Origin of the sequence: Pelomonas cellulosilytica, assembly GCF_021353265.1 — a bacterium.
GTDB lineage: Bacteria > Pseudomonadota > Gammaproteobacteria > Burkholderiales > Burkholderiaceae_C > Pelomonas > Pelomonas cellulosilytica.
Genome location: NZ_JAJTWU010000001.1, coordinates 289,088 through 308,383 on the forward strand (window position 1 = coordinate 289,088; position 19,296 = coordinate 308,383).

1 protein-coding gene (running past one end of the window) is annotated in these 19,296 nt (G+C 69.0%); it reads left to right on the top strand.

All coding sequences use genetic code 11. The features are described from left to right. Positions 1–19,279, top strand: the 3' portion of a protein-coding gene (locus tag LXT13_RS01185) for an LEPR-XLL domain-containing protein (protein ID WP_233369772.1). 17,534 nt of this gene lie to the left of the window's left edge; 19,279 of the gene's 36,813 nt are visible here — the last part of the coding sequence; the start codon falls outside the window, past its left edge; the stop codon is at positions 19,277–19,279. Positions 19,280–19,296 lie beyond the last annotated feature (17 nt).

Genomic DNA, 19,296 nt, shown 5'->3' on the forward strand with positions numbered 1-19,296 from the left:
CCTGCTCGGTGCCGGCTCCGACCTGGCCCTGGAGTCCGACCGCTGGGTGTACTGGCAAGGCCAGGCCGAGATCCACGGCAACATCAGCCTCACCGGCCATGGCGCGCCGGAGGCCGGCAAGCCGGGCGCCGGCACCAGCGTGTACGTGCATGCCAGCTCCACGCTTGCGGCGCAGCAGGCGGGCGCCAGCATCACCGTCAATGGCGCGCAGGACGTCGAACTGCACGGCGCGCTGGTCGCGGGCGGCACCATTGGCGCCGATGGCGTCAGCTTCCTCGGCCCCGACTCCAGCATCTCGGTAACCGCTGGCCAGAACATCCTGCTCGACACCGGCCTCGTCGCCAGCCGCTCCGTCGTGCTGGCCACCACCGGTGCACCGGGGGCGGACGACAGTGGCTGGGGCGTGCAGATCACGTCCCGCGGCGGCCTCACCGCCTATGGCTGGACGTCCTCGCACACCGGCGGCCTCGTCGACGTTCACAGCGCCGGTGGTGTGTCCATCGCCGGCAACCTGGTGTCGGGTGGCATCCTGAGCAGCGGAAACGGCAGCAGCTTCGTCAACTGGTCCGACGAGCACTCGCGGGTGACCGTCGTGGCGGGTGGCCAGCTGTCGCTCGGCGCGATGGTCCAAGGGGCATCCGGCCAGATGGTCGAGGTGGGCGCCACGGTGCGCGCCAGCGCCTCGGTGCTGCTGACTGGCGGCGTGTCCGCCGACAACGTCGGCCTGCGCCTGCCGGGCGCTGCCCGCGTGGTGGTCCATGAGGCCGAAGGCCGCATCGACCTCAATGCGACCGGAAACATGCAGCTCGACGGGCTGCTCGTGGCAGGCGGCGAGGTGGTGGACAGGCTCGACCCCGATGGCTTCACGCTGGGGGCCGTCATCACCAACTACGGCGGCAACTCGGCCATCACCGCGAGCGCCACCGGCCAGATCCGTCTCACCCGCGAGCTCGCGGCCGGCCGCACCATCGACATCCGTGGTGGCACGCCGGTGGGCGCCGTCGCGCAGGGCGACGTGTTCGGTGACTACGGCATGCTGGTGGGCGGCAACGCCACCGTACACACCTGGCAGGACGACAGCACCATCTCGCTGTCCGCGGGCGGCAAGCTGGGCGTGCTCGCACCGGCCTGGAAGCAGCAACTTGTGGCCGCCGACTTCGCGGAGTACGCCAATGGCCGGCTGACGCAGGACGCATCGATTCAGGTGATGGTCGACACCGGCAGCTACACCGTCAGTGGCATCGTCACCGTGCGGGCGGCCGACACGCAGGACAACACCGGTCTCGGCGACCTCGTCGCCGACCTGCAGGCCGCATTGGCCAGCGCGGCGCTGGTGGTCACCGTGTCGCCGACCGGCACGCCGCCGCTCAACAGCACGGCGGGGATCACTGCCGATCAACTGCGCGTGCGGCTGCAGGACGGCCACCTGATGCTGACCAGTAACCGGGCCTTCTCAGTGGCCACGGCCGACCACGCCGACAAGCTGGGCTTCACGCAGGCCGCCGCCTCGCTGCGCGCCTACGTCATCGATGCGGCCGGCACCGGATCCGTCGTCAAGCTGGGCCGGGCCAACTCGCCGGGCGGCGACATCCTGATCAGCGGCGCCGTGCGAGGTCACAGCGGCATCGAGCTGTACGCCTCCACGTCGGCCAGCGGCAGCGCCAACGTCACGTTCACAGACAGCGCGCTGATCGAGACCTTGCAGGGCAGCATGCGCTTCGCGCCGACGGGCTCGGCCACGCTGGCCGGCGAGTTCATCGCCCGTGGCACGGGTGCCGACATCGTCATCAACGCCCGCGACACGCTGGACCTGCGCGGACGATTCACCGCCCAGCGCGATATCCTCATCAATGCCGGCACTACCGAGCGTGCCGGCGAGCTGAGCCTGCACACCTTCGACACCAGTGTGCTGACGACGCTGGATGTCGGCAGTCGGATCATCATCAGCGGCCTGAACGATGTGCGGATCGACAGCACCATCGGTGTCGGAAGCCCGGGCCTGCAGCTGTTGCAGGTGGGCTCCACGGCCGGCACTCTGACGCTGTCGTCCAACGGCGGCCGCCTGGCCAGCGGGGCGCTCATCGCGCTCAGTGGCAAGGATGTCGACCTCGCCGGCGTCATCACCAGCAGCGGTGCCACGCCGGCCAGCTACGACGACGAGGTCAGCGTCACCGCCAGCCGCGACGTCCTGCTGCACGGCAGCGTGACTCTTGCGGGTTCCATGCGCACGACGTCCGTGCGGGACACGTGGGTCTACGGCACCGTCATTTCCGCGCAGGCGGCGGGGCAGCGCCTGGTCATGCAGGCCGAAGGGGCGATCAATCTGGGGACCGTGGGCGCCGTCGCCGGCGGTGTCATCCTGGAAGGCAACGCGCTGCTGGGCCTGCTCGCTGGTACGAGCTTGACGGTCGCCGCCGATGCGCAGCTCTACACCACGGCCGACAACAGTCTCCTGTCCCTGCAGGCGCAGACGCTGAACCTCGCCGGCACGCTGCGTGCAGGGGGCGACTACGTCGGCCCCAATGGCAGCAACCCCGACTGGATCTACAGCGGCAAGAGCGCCACGCTTCAGCTCAGCGCGCTGCGCGGCATCACGGTCGGCACGCTGTCCAGCGGTGCGGGGGGCGAGCTGACGGCCACCGGCAGCATCGCCGTGCAGAGCGGCAGCAGCACCTCGGGCATGGGCTTCGAGATGAGCAACGCCAGCCTGGTGCGCGTCGACGCCACCGGGGCCGGTCGCTGGATCGGCGTGGACAAGCCGATGGACGGTCTGGTGCGTCTGGTTTCGGACGGCGACATCCGCCTGCGCGGGCATGTGCTTGCGGCCGACACGGGGGCGGATATCGGCATCGTGTCGCGTTCGCAAGTCTGGGTCAGTGGCGATGTGCAGGCGCAGGACCGCCTGGAGATCGTCGGTGGCACGGACGACACGCGCATCGCCATCCGCGTCGACCAGCTGGTGCTGGATGCCAGCAACAACTACGTGTCTGGTGGCCAGTTGGAGACCGGCAACAACGGCAGCATCATCCTGACGGCCATCGACAGCGTGCTGGTCGACGGTGTCGTGGGCACGAAGACGCTGGGGCAGGGCATTAGCACGCTGGTGGACATCGCCTCCGTGCAGGGCGACGTCACCATCCGCCGCGACATCAACGTCCGCAACGAGGTGGTGATCACGGGCGGCAACCTGTCGGCGCAGTCCGGCAGCCGCGTCCACGCGACGGCCGCAGGCTCCACCGTGCGCATGGAAGCGCGCAACAGCATCACCGTGTCGCCCGGCCCCACGCCCGCGACGCAGTTCTCCGATGCCGCCATCGTGCAGGCCGGTGCGCTTGTGCACTTCGTCGCGCCAGCTGTCACGATCGACGGCCTCGTGCAGGCCACCGACGCTGCAGGGCGCGTGCTGGTGTCGGCCGGACGCACGGCCAGCTTCGGCGGCACGGTTTCCACGCCTGGCGATATCGAAGTGCATGCCGGCGTCGACCTGACCTGGAGCATCGGTCGGCTCGAAGGTACGGTGCAGAAGACGGACTTGCTCGGCGGTGCCATCAGCGTGCACAACCAGGGCGCGCTGCATGCCGACGGCCGCATCGTGCTGATGGCCGGAGGCGACATCACGCTGGACGCCGACGCGCTGCTCGACACCAACCGCGACATCACGCGCCAGCAGGTGCAGCTCGTGGCAGAGACCGTCACCAAGATCACCGGCTACACCAAGGTGGCTGCCGGCACGGTCACGGTGCCGGAGATCACTTACCAGCCCACCGTCATCACCGAGCAGGTCGGTACCGAAAGCGTGCCGGTCGGCAGCTCGTACGTGACGATGGATGTGGATCTGGAGCAGGTCGGCTACTACAACGCCACGACCCGCCAGTTCCGCGAGACGCTGATCGAGGGCATCGACTACTACAACCAGCTGCCCTACGCCGGCTACAACGGGTCCATTCCGGTGGTGAACTGGGCGGATGCCAGCGACGAGCAGCATCCCGGTGCGTCCATCGCGCAAGGGGACCAGCCTTCCGGTGACTACACCAACCCGTCCACCTACAAGGAGTTCCTGCAGCTGACCGATGCGCAGCGTCGTGCGGTGCTGAACACGCTGGGCTACAAGCCCATCTACCAGTTCAGCTACAGCCACGATGTGCTGCACGAGGTGAAGGATGGCGTCCCGCACAACTACACGCCCACCGATGGCACCAACCACTGGAGCGGCCCGACCTGGCGCAACAACGCTGAGAAGGTCTATTTCATCGATGTGGCGGGCTGGCGCGACAAGTACGTGGTCATGCCCGAAGGCGCGCAGGAGGACATCCTGTCCGTCGTCACCAACGCGCCGACCGAGTTCCTGAGTGGCGACTCGTCGGCCAATGGGGTCAACAACGGCACCTGGACGGTGGGCACGCCGGTCCGCGACGACGCGAACGACCCGCTGAAGGTCACGGGCTACACCGGCCAGTCGACCACGAGCGGCGAGCTGATCGGGACCTACAAGGCGCGTGCCAATGTGTTGTATGCCCAGGCCTCGTCAGCGTTCACCGATGGCGGTCCGTCCGCGAACATCGACCTGGACCATCGGGGCGCTTCCTGGGCGGTCTCCTATCAGAACGGTGGACAGCGGCTGTTCGACATCGTCAACACGGCCGTGCCCGGTGCGTTGTCCAGTACGACGTATTCGCAGGCCCGACTGCCGGATTGGGCCTGGGGTTCGCCGGTCATCAGCGACCACACGGACACGGTCTCCTCCGGCCGCGCCACCACAGCCATCCAGTCCAGCCAGTTGTATTTCAACGAACTGACCGGTGCTACGTTCACGAACGCTTCGTCGTCCAACGCTGGCACCGTCATGGTGGGTGGCAGCCTGGCTGACCCATTCCACTTCACGATGTACCAGCACGTGGGCTGGAACGGCGATACGTACAGCTTCAACCAGGGACGCGGCGGCAACACCAACGGCGACATCCGCAACCAGGGGCCGCACGACATCGCCAGTTCGGTCGCGATCGGCGGCGATGTCTTCCAACTGGTGTTGTACCGAGATGTCGGTCCGTCCGGGCCTGCGAGCTACTACACCGTCGGCTCCCCCGGCTCTTACGTCAATGGCTCTGCGAGCGCCGACTTGCTGGCCCACATGAGCAACTTCGTTGGCTCCAACGTCGGCAATGACGCGGTGTCGGCCTATCAGGTCTGGGGCAAGCATTACGAGCAGTACACCAACTACACCTACACGTGGACCGGTGCAGCGCAGAACATCTATGCGCCGCGCGAGAAGTTGCACTACTCGCTGACGACCCAGTCGCAGGACATCCTCGACCAGCGCCCCGTCTACCAGACCACCACGTCCCTGGTGCCGGTGCAGGTCGATCACCAGGTCACCGTGTGGAAGGACGTGCCGATCGTCACCACCGAAGTCGTCATGCGCAGCGTGGTGACGACATCGACGATCTCCGCCGGCCTGGGCACTTCTGCGGCGTCCATCAGCGGCGGCAACCTGACCATCGATGCCGGCAACACCGTGCGGCTGTCGGGCCATGTGTCGGCCCTGGGCCACCTGTCCATCGCGGCAGGCAACGAGGTCGCGCTGCACGGCGTGTCGCATACCGATGCCTCCGGCACACGCCCGCTGGCGGTCGAACTGGAAGGCAACCAGGTGGCAGTGAACGCCGGCGTCACGCTACGCCTGGACGACAGCGCGGTGGTCATCGGAACGCAAGCGGGCGGCCAGTCCGCCGCCGCCGTCGCGCTGCGCAGCGAGGGCGATCTGCTGTTTGCCGGCTCGGTCGGCGGTGCAGTGGGCGCCACAATGGGGCTGGTGAGCCTCACCGCGCAGGGCGACATCAGCCTGTCCGGGGGCATCACGGCCGGTTCCATCAACCTGCAGGCCGGTGCCGCCGCGTCCGATGGCAGCGGCGGCCTGAGCGGCAGCATCACGACGGACAGCGACACGCGCCTGTACGCGTTGAGCGGTGACATCAGCGTGCACGCCGGCGCGCTGGGTGGCAGCGTCATGCTGCGCGAAAGCCTCATGGACGCCAGCGGCAGCGTCGATCTTCTGGCGGCTGGCGGTCAGGTGCTGCAGGCCGTCACCGGCAGTGGCGCCAACACCGTGATCAGCGGCGAGATCCATGCGCAGTCGCTGAACGTCACGGCCGAGGCCGGTATCGTGCTGGCGATGCGCGTGGGCCACCTTGGCCTGGTCAAGCTGACGGGCGAAGGCAACATCGACATCGTCAACAAGGGCGACCTGCTGCTGGATGCCGCCGAGGCCGCCGATGGTTTCGTGCAGGTGCGCGTGTATGGCAGCCTGACCGCCACCTCCGTCCTCGCGAAGGGCGACTCGGACCGCAACGACATCACGCTGCGCACCTTCCAGACCGGATATTCGTCTGCCGATCTGCGCGTGGGCACCATCACCGCCGGCCGGGACAGCTCCACCACCAGCCTCGACCGCGGCGATGTGGTGCTGAACGCGCAGGGCCAGGTGCTGGCCATCGACGCCAACTCGCTCGTGACGGCGGAGACGCTCACCGTCGTGGCCGGCTCCAGGCTCGACACAACGGCGTCGCCCGGTGCCGTCACGTTGAACACGTCCGTGTTCTCTCTGGGCCTGACCACTCAGACTGCGGCCAACGTGCTGATAGACCAGAAGACGGCGCGCCGCATCACCGTGCATGACACCACGGTGGCCGATGGCAGCTTCAAGCTGCGGGCGGCGGGCGGTGCTGACCTCGCCGGCCTGCGCATCACGTCCAACAACGAGACCAACGGCGCCGATGCCGAAATCACTGTCGTGGCTGCGGGGGACGTGTTCGTGCGTGACGTCAGCGCCGGCATCTACATCCCGGTTGGCGGGCTTTTGCCCGTCGTGCGCGACGCGCAGAACAACCTGGTCACGCAGTTCACGTCGGCAGGCGACGTGAGCATCACGTCCACCGGCGGCAGCATCACCGAGAACTTCGTCGACGACGCGCCGGACATCGTGGCCGACGTGCTGACGCTGCGCGCCCACGCCGGAATAGTCGGCATCGAGATTGCCGCCAACCAGCTCGACGCGGTCACCGACGACGGGGACATCGTGCTCAGCGAAGTCGATGGCATCGGTCAGCTGTCGCTGGGCCTGCAGGTGCTGCGCGCACAGTCGGCGCTGCATGCAGCGTCCAGCAGCGCGCGCTCCACGGTGTCCGTCCAGGCGGAGCACGATCTGCGCGTGGACGCCGGCGCCGACGTGACTTTGGCGCAGTTGCCGCTTGTGCGTGCCGACAACCTCAGGCTGGTCAGCACTGCCGGCAGCGTGTTCGTTACCGCACCTGCCGTGGGCGCCAACCACGACTCGCTGGCCTACAGCGCAGGCGTCACCTTCATCGCCAAGCAGTCGGTGCAGCTCTACCGCTTCTTCAATGCCGAAGAGCACATGGAGTACCGCGCCGGTGACTACTTCCTGTTCGGCACTCCTGGCAATGCCACGCGGAGGCTGCCGACGGTGCTCAGCGCCGACACGCTGATCCTGGAAAGCGGCGGCACGCTCAGCCTGATGGGTGCGACGCTCAGCGCCAACCGTCACCTGGAGCTGATCTCCGGCCAGGACGTGCGCCTGGGCGATCTGGTGAGCGGCAACACCACCACGCACACGCAGATCCTGCAGAAGACCAGCTACTACGGAGGAGCTGCCGCAGCGGGCAGCACCATCGAGCAGCTCATCATCACCGCTCGGGGCGACACCGACATCGACCGCTCGATCGACATCAACCACGACAACGACCGCGATGACGTGTTCGTCGAGGCCGGTGTCGATGCCGACCATGACGGTTTCGCCGACGGTGTGCTCGATGCGGGCCGCCCGGTGGCCATCCTCGGGGTGGACTACGACGGCGACGGCGTCCTCAGCACGACGGTGCACATCGAAGAGCACGCGGCCCCCGTGGCGTCCGGCCACATCAACCTGCAGATCGCAGCTCTCCCGGCGGCCAAGTTCGAGCTGCGGGCCAAGCGGGACATCAACGTCCAGCTGACCAGCGATCTAGTGCTGTCGGGCTTCGTGGGTGGCGTGGACAACTTCGATGCGACGGGTGACGTCCATATCCAGACGTCGGGGACGTTGACGCTGCGCGGCGGCATCATCCGCGCAAGCAACGACCTGACACTGGTGGCCGACACGCTCAGCACCGACCAGGCATCCGTGGCCATCGCCGAGAACACGCTCAGCGTCACCGCGGCGCACGGCATCCAGCTGAACACGTTGACGGGCCGGTCCACCGGCGCTCATCCGCAGCCTGGCCACCTCACCGTCATCAGCACGCAGTCCGGTGACATCGCCGTCAAGGAAGCCGGTGCCGACGTCGTCATCGAGGAGATCTCGGCCCGCGATGGCGCGATCAGCCTGGAGGGCGGCGGCAACCTGTCCGTGCGTCGCATCGTCAACTACGCCGACCACGACGACATCACCGTCAAGGCCGCTGGCGACCTGTCCATCGACTACATCGAGGCAGGTTCGTCGGTCGGCGCACAGAAGACGACCACCGGCGCCGCGGCGGACATCGGGCGCGTCACGCTCGATGCGGGCGGGGCCATCCAGGAACTGCGCACGGCCGCAGGCACCTACGACCAGGACGCGGCCGACATCTATGCGGCCGAACTGCAGTTCCTGCACAACGGCAACGTGACCTCCAAGCGCCTGCTAACCTCGCAGGACACCGGTGACAACGCCCATCCCGAGCAGCTTGAAGTGCGTGTCATCGGCAGCATCCTTGCGCAGGGCTCATCCACCGTCACGGCCGAGGCCCAGCAGGTCGCTGGCGGCGCCATCATCAGCTACGCCCCGGTGGAGCTGGTCGCTGCCGGTGTTTACCGTGAACAGCAGGAGCTCATCAGCTTCCAGGGCCAGGCACTCGGTGGCCGCATCTACACCGTCACGCTGAATGGCCAGCCCTTCTCGCGCACACTCGTCGCGGCCGGTGCCGTCGCCACCGCCGCCGAAGTGACGGCCCTGCTGGGGCAGCTGAAGACCGATATCGAGACCGGTGGGCAGTTCAGCGTCACGCTGGGCAGTGACGCCAGCCTCATCGTCAAGCGTACGGTCCCGAACACGACGTTCACGGTGTCTGCCAGCATGCAGGAGAACGTGACGACGCCGTTTGCCCAGGAGACCACCAACGACGTCAGCATCCCGCGTGTAAATGCCGGGCTCACGCAGGAGCAGCGCAGCGCGATCACGTTCGCGCCGGATCTCGTCATCGACAGCGGCAAGGTCTACAGCATTGTCGTCAACGGCGTTTCGTACAGCGCGCAGATCGACAGCTCGCCGATCAACAACACGATAGTCGCGGGTGACTTCGCCTCGCTGTTGCGCGCGCTTGCTGCCAAGATCGATGCGAATCCCAACGTCGATGCCGCCGAGCGTGTGGTGGATCTGTCGGGCATCACCGTCACGCCCGCCGGCACCTATACGGTCACCATCGATACGCACCCCTTCACGTTCACCGCGGCGGATGGCGACAGCGCATTCACCGTGGCGCAGTCCTTGGCGAACGCCATCACCAGCGACTCCGGGACCAGCTATGTCGCGGTGTCAGAGGGAACCACGCTGCTGCTCACCAGCGGCGTGAATGGCAGCACGCCGATCAGTGTCGGCTCCGGCATGACGCTGGACCCACGCACGCTGTGGCTGCTGGGCGAGCAGGCCAACCAGACCTTCACAGTGGGTGCGCTGACCATCACCGACACGCCGGATACGCACACGACGGCGCCAACCGGCAGCACCAAGCAGGTCAGCACCGTCACGTTCGCCGCCGCGCCGCTGGCCAACACGACCTATTCGCTGACCGTCGGCACACGTCCGGCGTATACCTTCACGACCGATGCGACGCCCACCGGCGACGAACTGGCGGCGGGCTTGTTCGCCGCGATCAATGGTGACGGCAGTAAGGCGGCCACGCCAACACACACCACCGGCACCAATGTGCTGACGCTGACCGGTCTGACGGACGGCGCTACTTTCACGCTGACTGCGTCGAGCGCCACGCAGACCATCAGCAACCCTGCCGGGGCACCCATCCAGGCCGCCGGCACCGACGTCAAGCAGGTCACCGACGTCATCTTCGCGGTCAATGCCCTGGGCGTCGGTGACAAGCTCACCGTCGACATCGGCACCAAGACGTACACGGGCGTCGCCACGACCGGCCACACCAGTTGGGACGATGTCCTGAATGCGCTGCGCGACGACATCAACGGGGACACCAGCCTGGCCGTCACCGCCTCGCACACCGACGGCTCCATGACGCTGACATTGACGGCAGACGTCGACAATGCGGCGTTCAACGTCAGCAACGTGCATGCGTTGGACGCCCAGCAACGCGACGTCGCTGGCGAGCAGCCGGTGCACAGCACCGTCGTGGCGGTCGGCAACATGGCCAAGCAGAAGGACACGGTCACCTTCACTGGCACGCTGGCCGTTGGCGATGCGGTCAAGGTCAATGCCGGTTCGCTTTACACCAAGATCGTCCAGGCGGGCGACACCTGGGCGACCGTGCTGGGTCGTATCGCCAGCGACATCAACGGTGATGCCATCGTCACGGCGCATGTCGAGGCCGACGGCATCACGCTGACGCTGGAAGCAAAGACCGACAACGCCACGTTCGACGCCGGTGGCTCGCTCGACCGCAGTGGCACCAGCACGACGCTGACACCCGACGGTGATTACGTGCTCATCCTGCCGTCGCGTCCCAACGGCAGCTATGCGATGGTGGCCACCGGCAACCTCGCCGTGGTCGATCTGGAGACCAATGCGGGCGAGCACATCACGCTGGGATCGTCGGGTGCTTCGCTGGTCGTGGTGTCCGAGCTGAATGTGAGTTCCACCGGCGAGATCACGCTGTCTGCGCATGACAGCCTGACGGTGGGCAACACCATCACCGCCGGTCGCCTGACGGCCACCGCGGGCTCAGCCGGTGTGCACGCCGCGCACGACCTGAGCCTGACCACCGCCGTGACGCTGATGGACGTGACGCTGCTGGATGCGGGCGGCAACATCACGCTGAACCAGGTCGGCAGCGGCCCGCTCACCATCGATCACCTGACGCTGGCCGGCGGTAACCTGACCATCAATGCTGCGGGTGCCGTGACCATCAACCACCTCATCGGCTCGGTGGGCGACATCACCATCGTCGCCGGCGGCAATGTGACGCTGCTGCACTTCGACGCCACCGACACCGTCGCGACGGCCGGCCGCCACGTCACCATCAAGACGACGCAGCCGGGCGCGGCCGTCGATGTCGACCTGTCCGCGGGCTGGCTGGACCTGCAAGCCAGCGGTGCCGTCAGCGTGCGCGAGCGTGACAGCCTCGTCATCAGCCGCCTGGTCAGCGGTGGTGCCGCCATTACCGTGCAGGCAGGTGGCGCACTCACGGTCGACAGCGTGCTCGCCGTCACCGGCAGCGCGGCGCTGGCCGTCAGCACCACGGCGGGCGGCATCCAGCTGAACCAGGGCGTCACTGCAGCCACCGGCAGCGTCACCATCGCCGCGGCAGGGTCGTTGAAGCTGGCGGCCGAGGCCGACGTGACGACGGCCGGCGGCAACATCCGTCTGCTGGCCGGCACCGTGTCGTCCAATCCGGCCGGCGTGCTGGAGATGACGGCCGAGACCTACATCGATGCCGGTTCCGGCACGCTGGAACTCAACGCCGCAGGCAAGATCACGCTGGGCAAGCTGCGCAGCACGTCAGCCGCCGACCTGATCGTCCACGCCGGCGGCGTGGTGGATGGGGGCGAGGGCGACACCGACATCATCGCCGCCGACGCACGCCTGGTCATCACGTCCAATGGTGGTATCGGCACGCGGGCCAACCCGATCGAGATCCAGGTCCATGCGCTGGACCTCACCAACACCGGCGGCGGCGACATCGCGCTGGAAGAGGTGGACGGTGTCGTCATCGAGCGCATCCACCAGACGGCCGTCGGCGATGCGAGCAACGGAAACGTCAAGATCGTCAACCGCAGTGGCGACATCACCACCGCCCTGCATGCCATCGACCTGGCGGGTGGCGCCTTGACACTCTACGCTGCCGGCTCGCTGACGCTGGGCTCCGACGTCACCACGCTGGGCGGTGCCGTCACGCTGACGGCCGAGACTGGCAACGTGACGCTGGCCGCCGGCATCGACGCCACACCGGCCAGCAGCACGACGGGTGGCGGCAACGTGCAGATCCGCTCGGTCCAGGGCAGTGTCCTGACAGACGCCAGCGCTGCGCACTGGCGGCAGCTCGGCAATGGCGATTTCGACCCGGTGCTCGAACGCCTCATCACCCGCGGCCGCTTCGAGCTCGGCATGACCGGTGGCGTCGTGAACGGTGCCGTCATTGCCGCCCATCTGACGCCGGACGAGGAAGCCCTCTTCGGTGTCCACAACGGTGACGTGCTGCGCGCCGCGGGCGGTGCCTTCGTTCGCACCGCAGGGGGCCAGCTGACGCTGTCTGCGTTGAGCCAGGTCGGCCAGAAGGTCGACGGCTTCCGCGTCAGCCCTCTGGCCATCTTGATCGATGCCGGCTTCGTCGCGGCCAGCAGCTCGCAGCGGGACAACGTCTCCATCGTCTCCACGGGTGCCGTCTCGCTGGGGACGGCCAACAGCAGCAATGGTGCGCGCGGTGGCAGTACCGACGTCGCGAGCCTGTCGGGCAAGCAGGTCTTCAATTCGGCGCTCGATGCCAACGGCGATGCAGTCAGCGTGACCGCCGACGATGTCGACATCTCCGCGGCGATGCGCAGCGCAGGCGGCCAGCTCAGTTTCGCCACCATCGACCCGACCCGCACCATCGTGCTGGGCGACCTCGGCGGCTCCGGCAGCGGCAGCATGCTGCTGGACCGCAACGACCTCTCGCAGCTGCGCGACGGCTTCGGCCGCCTCGTGTTCGGCTCGGATGGGGCGTCCAATGCCATCAACGTCACCGACACGTCGGGCCGCAGCCTGACGCTGAAGGATGACGTGGTGTTCTACACCAACGGTATCGGCGGTCACGTCACGATCGGCACGCAGCTGCTGGCGCCGTCGCTGACCATCTTCGGCTCCGGGGACACGACGCTGCTGACCGCCGACGCGACGGCCTCGACGGGCAACGTCACGATCAACGACTCCGTGCGCATCCACGGCGACCGCACGATCACCGCGCTGGACGGGGGCATCGTCCTGGGGGGCAGCAGCCAGCACTACCTCGGCGGCGACGGCCCCGGCTCGATCGACACGCTGACGCTGGACGCCCGCAACGGCAACGTGACCATCGCTGGCCGCGTGGGTGCGGGCGAGGAGGCCAGCGATGCGCTGACGAGCCTGCACGTGCTGCACGCGCAGGATGTCACGTTCGCGCAGGACGTCATCATCGATGGCGACCTCGTCATCGAAGCCACCGGCAACGTCAGCTTCAACGGCTCCGTCACGCTGCGCAACGGCGGCAACCTCATCATCCGCGGCGCGCAGCATGTCGTCATGGCGCGCTCCGTCGTGCTGACCGGCACTATCGCCGGTCATGCCGGCGATGCGCTGATCGAGGGCGATGAAATCGACCTGCTGATGCCCGAGCGGGCGTTCTCCGGCTCCGGTTCGGTGACGTTGCGGGCCACCACTCTGAGCCAGGCCATCCAGATCGGATCGCCCGGCGAGGCGGACTCCCCGGGCATCCTGCAGCTGGATATCAACGAGCTGATGGCCCTGGAAGGCAGCTTCCAGCGCATCACCATCGGCCAGGCCGGCTCGGACGGCCACGCCGTCGCGAGTGCCGGCGCCGTGACCATCGGTGCCAACCTGCTGGCCAACCGCATGACCTTCCGCAGCAGCGTGGAGATCTTCGGCAGCACCGTGACGGTCGCCGACCTCGACCAGGCCAGCGCCGTGCTGCGCGTCGGCAACCACGGCAGCCTCACGCTCGACGCGGTCAACCAGATCACGCTTTCCAACGCCATCGAGGCGGAGACGGTCAACCTCCACTCGGCGCTCAGTGCCATCCGCCAGGTCGATTCCAGCGCCGACGGGCTGTTCGACGAACCGCTGCGCGCGATCCACCTGAACGTGTCCGCAAATGCCGGCGTCAGCCTGACCTCGCTGGAAGTGCATGGGCTGGATGTCACCAACAGTGGCAGCGGCAGCATCGAACTCGCCGTCAACGCGGGCCGCGCCACGCCGCTGCTGCAGCTGGCCGACATCGACGGCAGCGTCGACGTGCTGCGGCTGGCGCAGCTCGGCAGCGCTGACAACGGCAACATCGCGCTGACGACCGCCGCCGGCGCCATCCATGTGCTGGCGGGCGGCTCGGGCGTCTGGACGGCCGGTGCCGGCAGCATCAGCCTCGCCGCCGGTGGTGCGGCGCACTCCGGCGCCGATCTGGTCATCGACCAGCTCGTCACCGGCGTGGCCGGCAGCATCTCGCTCAGCGCAAAGGACCGGCTCGCGACGAATGGCGCCGGCCGCATCGCGCCCAGCGGTGCTGCGCCGCTCACCTTGAATGCGGGCACCGACATCGAGCTGGGTGCCGACGTCCTCAGCGCCGGTGGCCTCGTCAAACTGACGGCCGGCGGTGCGTTGAGCATGGCCGACGGCGTCACCGTCAGCTCGCTGGGCGGCGGCAGCCAGGATGCGCGCCGTGTCACGCTCGACGCGGGTAGCGACATGCGCCTGTCTGTCGTTGCGGCCGGCGTCAGCATTGCTGCGACGTCCACGGGCGGCGCACTGATCGACGGCCTCACCGGCGATGCTGCCAACCTGCGGACCGACAGCCTGCGGCTGGCAGCGTCCACCGGCATCGGCCGCGCCGAAGCCGAGCTGCGGACCGATGTGGCCACGCTCGCCGCCAGCAACACGTCCAGTGGCGGCCTCTTCATCGTGGAGGCATCCGCCCTCGCGTTGGGGGTTGGCGGTCTCAGCGTCACGGGTGGCAGCGGTGCGCTGTCGTTGAAGCTGCTGGCCGGTGACCTGACGGCCGACCAGACCGTCACCGACAGCGCCTTGGCGGGCGGACAGATCACGCTGCAGACGCTCGCCGGGCGCCTGCTGCTGAACAGCCTCGTCACGTCCAGCATCGGCGACATCCATCTCGCCGCGCCGGTGGGCGTGTGGATGACCGCCGCCAGTCGCGTGCAGACGCAGGGCGCGACGGCGTCCATCGAACTCACGACGCCCGGCCAGCTCGTCATGGCGGCCACGTCACGCCTCGTCACGGCGGGCGGCAGCCAGCGCATCGAGGCCCAGGCGGGCGTCATGCTGGGGCAGGTCAGCGCGGGTGCGGGCAACGTGGCCATCGTCACGGCGGGCAGCCTCCTCGACGCCGACGCCGCGGGCGGCGCGCAGACCGTCAACGTCGCGGCCAACGGCCTGCAGATGCAGGCCGGCGCGGGCATCGGCGCCGCCGGCAATGCGATCGAGACGTCCATCAACACGCTGGCCGTGCGGTCGACGCTGGGCGGTGTCTTCGTCGCTGAAGGCAACGGCCTGGAGGTCGGCGCGGTGGCGGCGGTCGGCAGCAGCGCGGCGCTGTCCGGTGCCACGGCGGATGGCAACGGAGCCCTCATCATCACCAGCGCCAACACGCATGAAGGCCGGCTGACGGTCAGCAACGACATCACTGCCAACGGCAGCGGCAATGTGCTGATCGCCGTGAACACTGTGGCGCTGAACCAGCCCAGCCTGCAGCTCAATGCCAACGTCACCGCCGGCAGCGGCTCGGTGAGCGTCGTCGTCCAGGGCAGCGTCGCTCAGGCGGCCGGCAGCCAGATCGCCACTCAGGGCGGTACGGTGGACGTGCGCGCGGTCGGCGGCAGCGTCACGCAGGCGGCCGGCGCGCAGGTGCGCAGCAACGGTGGCAGCGTGCGCCTGCAGTCGGACGGCGACCTGACCGTGGCGCTCGTCGATGCCGGCAATGGCGCGGTAAGCCTCATCAGCGGCGGCAAGATCCTGGATGCCGACAGCGACCGCTCGGCCGACGTGACGGCCGGCAGCGTTCGGCTGCAGGCCGCTGACGCGATCGGCACGGCCGACAACGCCCTGGACCTGCAGGCCGGCGTCGTCGCCGCGCAGGCGGGCGCCGGCCTCAACCTGGCGAGCAGCGGCAACCTGACGGTCGGCGCGGTCGGCCCGGTCAGCGTCGGCAGCGTGCAGGCCGATGGCGGCGTCACGGCAAACGCGCTCACCGATGCGGCTCTGGGCGGCGCCATGGCGACGGGCAACCTGCAGCTGCGCGCCGGCATGGATCTCGTCATGGGCGATGCCGATGGCATTAACGCGGGCGGCAGCGTGGCGCTGGTGGCCGGTCGCAACCTCGCGCTGGGCGATGTGCGCACGCCGGGCGCCGTGACGCTGGTGGCAGGCGGCAACATCACCGATGGCGATGCGGCGGTCGACGTGACGGCCGGCTCGCTGCTGCTGCAGGCCGGCGGCAGCGCCGGCACAGCTGCTGCGCCGATCGAGATCGCCGTCGGTCAGCTCGCAGGCCAGGCCGCCAGCCTGCAACTGGTGCAGACCGGAACTCTGCAGGTCGGCGCGCTCAGCGCCAGCCTGTCGGAGGACGGCGCAGCCGCGCAGGCGGTGCAGTCCGTCGGCCTGACGACGCAGGGCGGTGCGCTGGGCCTGGCCGTCAATGGCGGAGACCTGACGATGGCCGGTGGCAGCACCGTGGCCAGCCGGGGCGGTGCCATCGACCTCGCCGCGAGCGGCGACATCACCGTCACGCAGATCGACGCGCGCGGCACCGGCTCGGCGACGGTCGCCCTGTCGGCCGGCGGCCAGATCGGCGTGGCCGGTGCGGCGCCGGCCGTGCAGGTGTTCGGCCAGGGTGCCAGCCTCGCCGCCGGCAGCGGCGTGGCCGGCCTGCACACCGACATTGCGACGCTGCAGCTTGCGGCCGGTGGCAACGTGCGGGTCGTCAATGCGGGTGACTTCACGCTGACGCAGTCCACCGTCACCGCCGACACCCTGCTGCTCGCCAGTGGCGGCACGCTGACGCTGGATGCAGACGTCAGCACCCACGGCGCCGTCAGCCTCGCGGCGGGCCAGGACCTGGCCGTCCGCGGTCACCTGTCCAGCGCCGGCAGCGTCGATGTGCAGGCGCAGCGCGACATCGTCTTCGCCAGCGGCGCCAGCGCCGATGCGCTCGCAGCGCTGCGCCTGAGTGCGGGCCGCGACCTCCAACTGGGCAGCGTCAGCAGCGCCACGGCCGTTTCGCTGCTGGCGGGCGGCAGCATTCTGGGTGCGGCAGGCGACCACATCGACGTGACGGCCCCGGCGCTGCGCATCGTGGCCGGCGGCGGCATCGGCCTGGACAACGGCAACGCGACGGACCGCCTGCAGACCCAGGTCGGCACGGTGTCCGCCCGCGCCGGCAGTGGCGGCATCTGGCTGCTGGAGGCCGACGCCATCACGGTCGACGACGTGGCCGTCAGCGTCACGCGCCTGGAAGCCAGCGGCCAGGCCAGCACCGTCACGGACGCCACGCAGAGCGACCTCATCACCAGCGGCAACGGCAGCATCGGCCTGCGTACGCTGGCCGGCGGCATCGTCCTGAACGACGGCAGCGCGCCGGCCAACGGTGTGGCCGTGAAGGCCGATGGCAGCGGCCTTGTCAGCCTGCAGGCCCAGGGCCCCGGCGCCGTGCTCGACGTGCCGGCCCAGACGATCGAGCAGGCCGGCGACGTGGTGCTCGACAGCGCGCTGGCCGTGCAGGGCGACCTTGTCATCCACGCCGGCCAGGGCGTCACGCTGACGGGTGACATCGACGGCAAGGCCGGTGGCCCGGCCGACACGCTGACCATGCACGCGCACGGCGCCGTCACGGTGCTGGGCGCCATCGGCAGCACGACGGCCCTCGGCGGCATCGCAATTGACGGCGCAACGGACGTGAGCTTCGCATCCAGCGTGCACCTGATCGGCGACCTGACGGTCCACGCCAGCGGCACCGTCGAGTTCCACGGCGACCTGCTGCTCGACGGCGGCAGCCTGCACATCGTCGGCGCCACGCGCGTGGTGCTGAACGGCGTCGTCATCGCCGAGGGCGACCTCGTCGTCGACGGCGCCAGCAGCCTGACGCTCGGCGCCAGCAGCGTGGCCCATGGCAACGTCGTGCTGGGCGTCGATGCGCTGACGCTCAACGGCCCGCTGACATCGGCCGGTGGCGCGCTGACCATCCAGCCGCATGCCACGGGCAGCGCCATCAGCCTGGCCGAGAGCGGAGACGGCTTGCTGCTGAACGCCGCGACGCTGGCGCGACTGCAAGGCTTTGGCGCGGTGCGGCTGGAGACCAGCGGCGAAGTGCGCGTCTCGACGGACACGCTTGCCAGCCTCGCGGCGACTGGTCTGGACATCACCGGCAGCCGCTTCAGCCTGCAGGGCGGCAGCGCCGGCCTGCAGTTCACCGACCATGTCGCGCTACATGCCAGCGGCGACGTGTCGATGAGCGGCCGCACGGCCCTCACGGCCGCGGGCGCCGACTTCAACATCGACAGCCGTGGCGCGCTCAGCATGGCGCCGGGCTCACTGATCGCGACGAACGGCGGCGACGTGACGGCCGTGGCCGACGCCGGCATCACCCTCGGCCGCGTCGACGCCGGCCGCGGCGGCGTGCTGCTGCAGGCGCTCACCGGCAACATCGTCGATGCCGACAACGACGACGCGGTCAACGTGCATGCGGCTTGGCTGTCCATCCGCGGCCATGGCCCCGCGCTGACGCCTGGCAGCTCCACGACGGCGGCGGCCATCGATGTCGACGTGGAGCGGCTGGACGCCGACGACAGCCGTGGCCTGATGCTGCGCGACACCGGCGCTGACGGGCGCACCCGCTTCAACCTGCTCGACAACGGCGTGCTGTACCAGCAGGTCGTCGCTGACGGCAGCCCGCTGCGCGGCTCCACCGCGCCCATCGCGCCCGGCGCCAGCGGCAGCGCCGCCGACGTGACGGCTCACATGGCCGCCTGGCTGCAGGCGCTGCGGCCGCTGTCCGAGCTGCGTCAGGGTTCGCTGTTCGACAGCCCGGCGCGCCATGCGCTGTCGGCGTTGACGTCCGACGTCGCCGATCTGCCGCACGACAGCGCCGCCAGCGTCTACCTCGCCGCGCTGGCCGGTCCCGAGGATGGCGTGGCCGCACTGCCGACGGATGGCGCCGTGCTGGAGCTGCTGTCCGATGCGTCCTTCGGCCTCGCGCAGCGCCTGGAGCGTGCCTGGCTGCTCGGCAGCGGCTCGCAGCAGCCGGCGGCCAGCGGCCTGCAGCGCTCGGCCGATACTGCATTCGATGTCTGGGAGGAGAGCCTGGCGCTCTGATCACGCGGTGATCACGG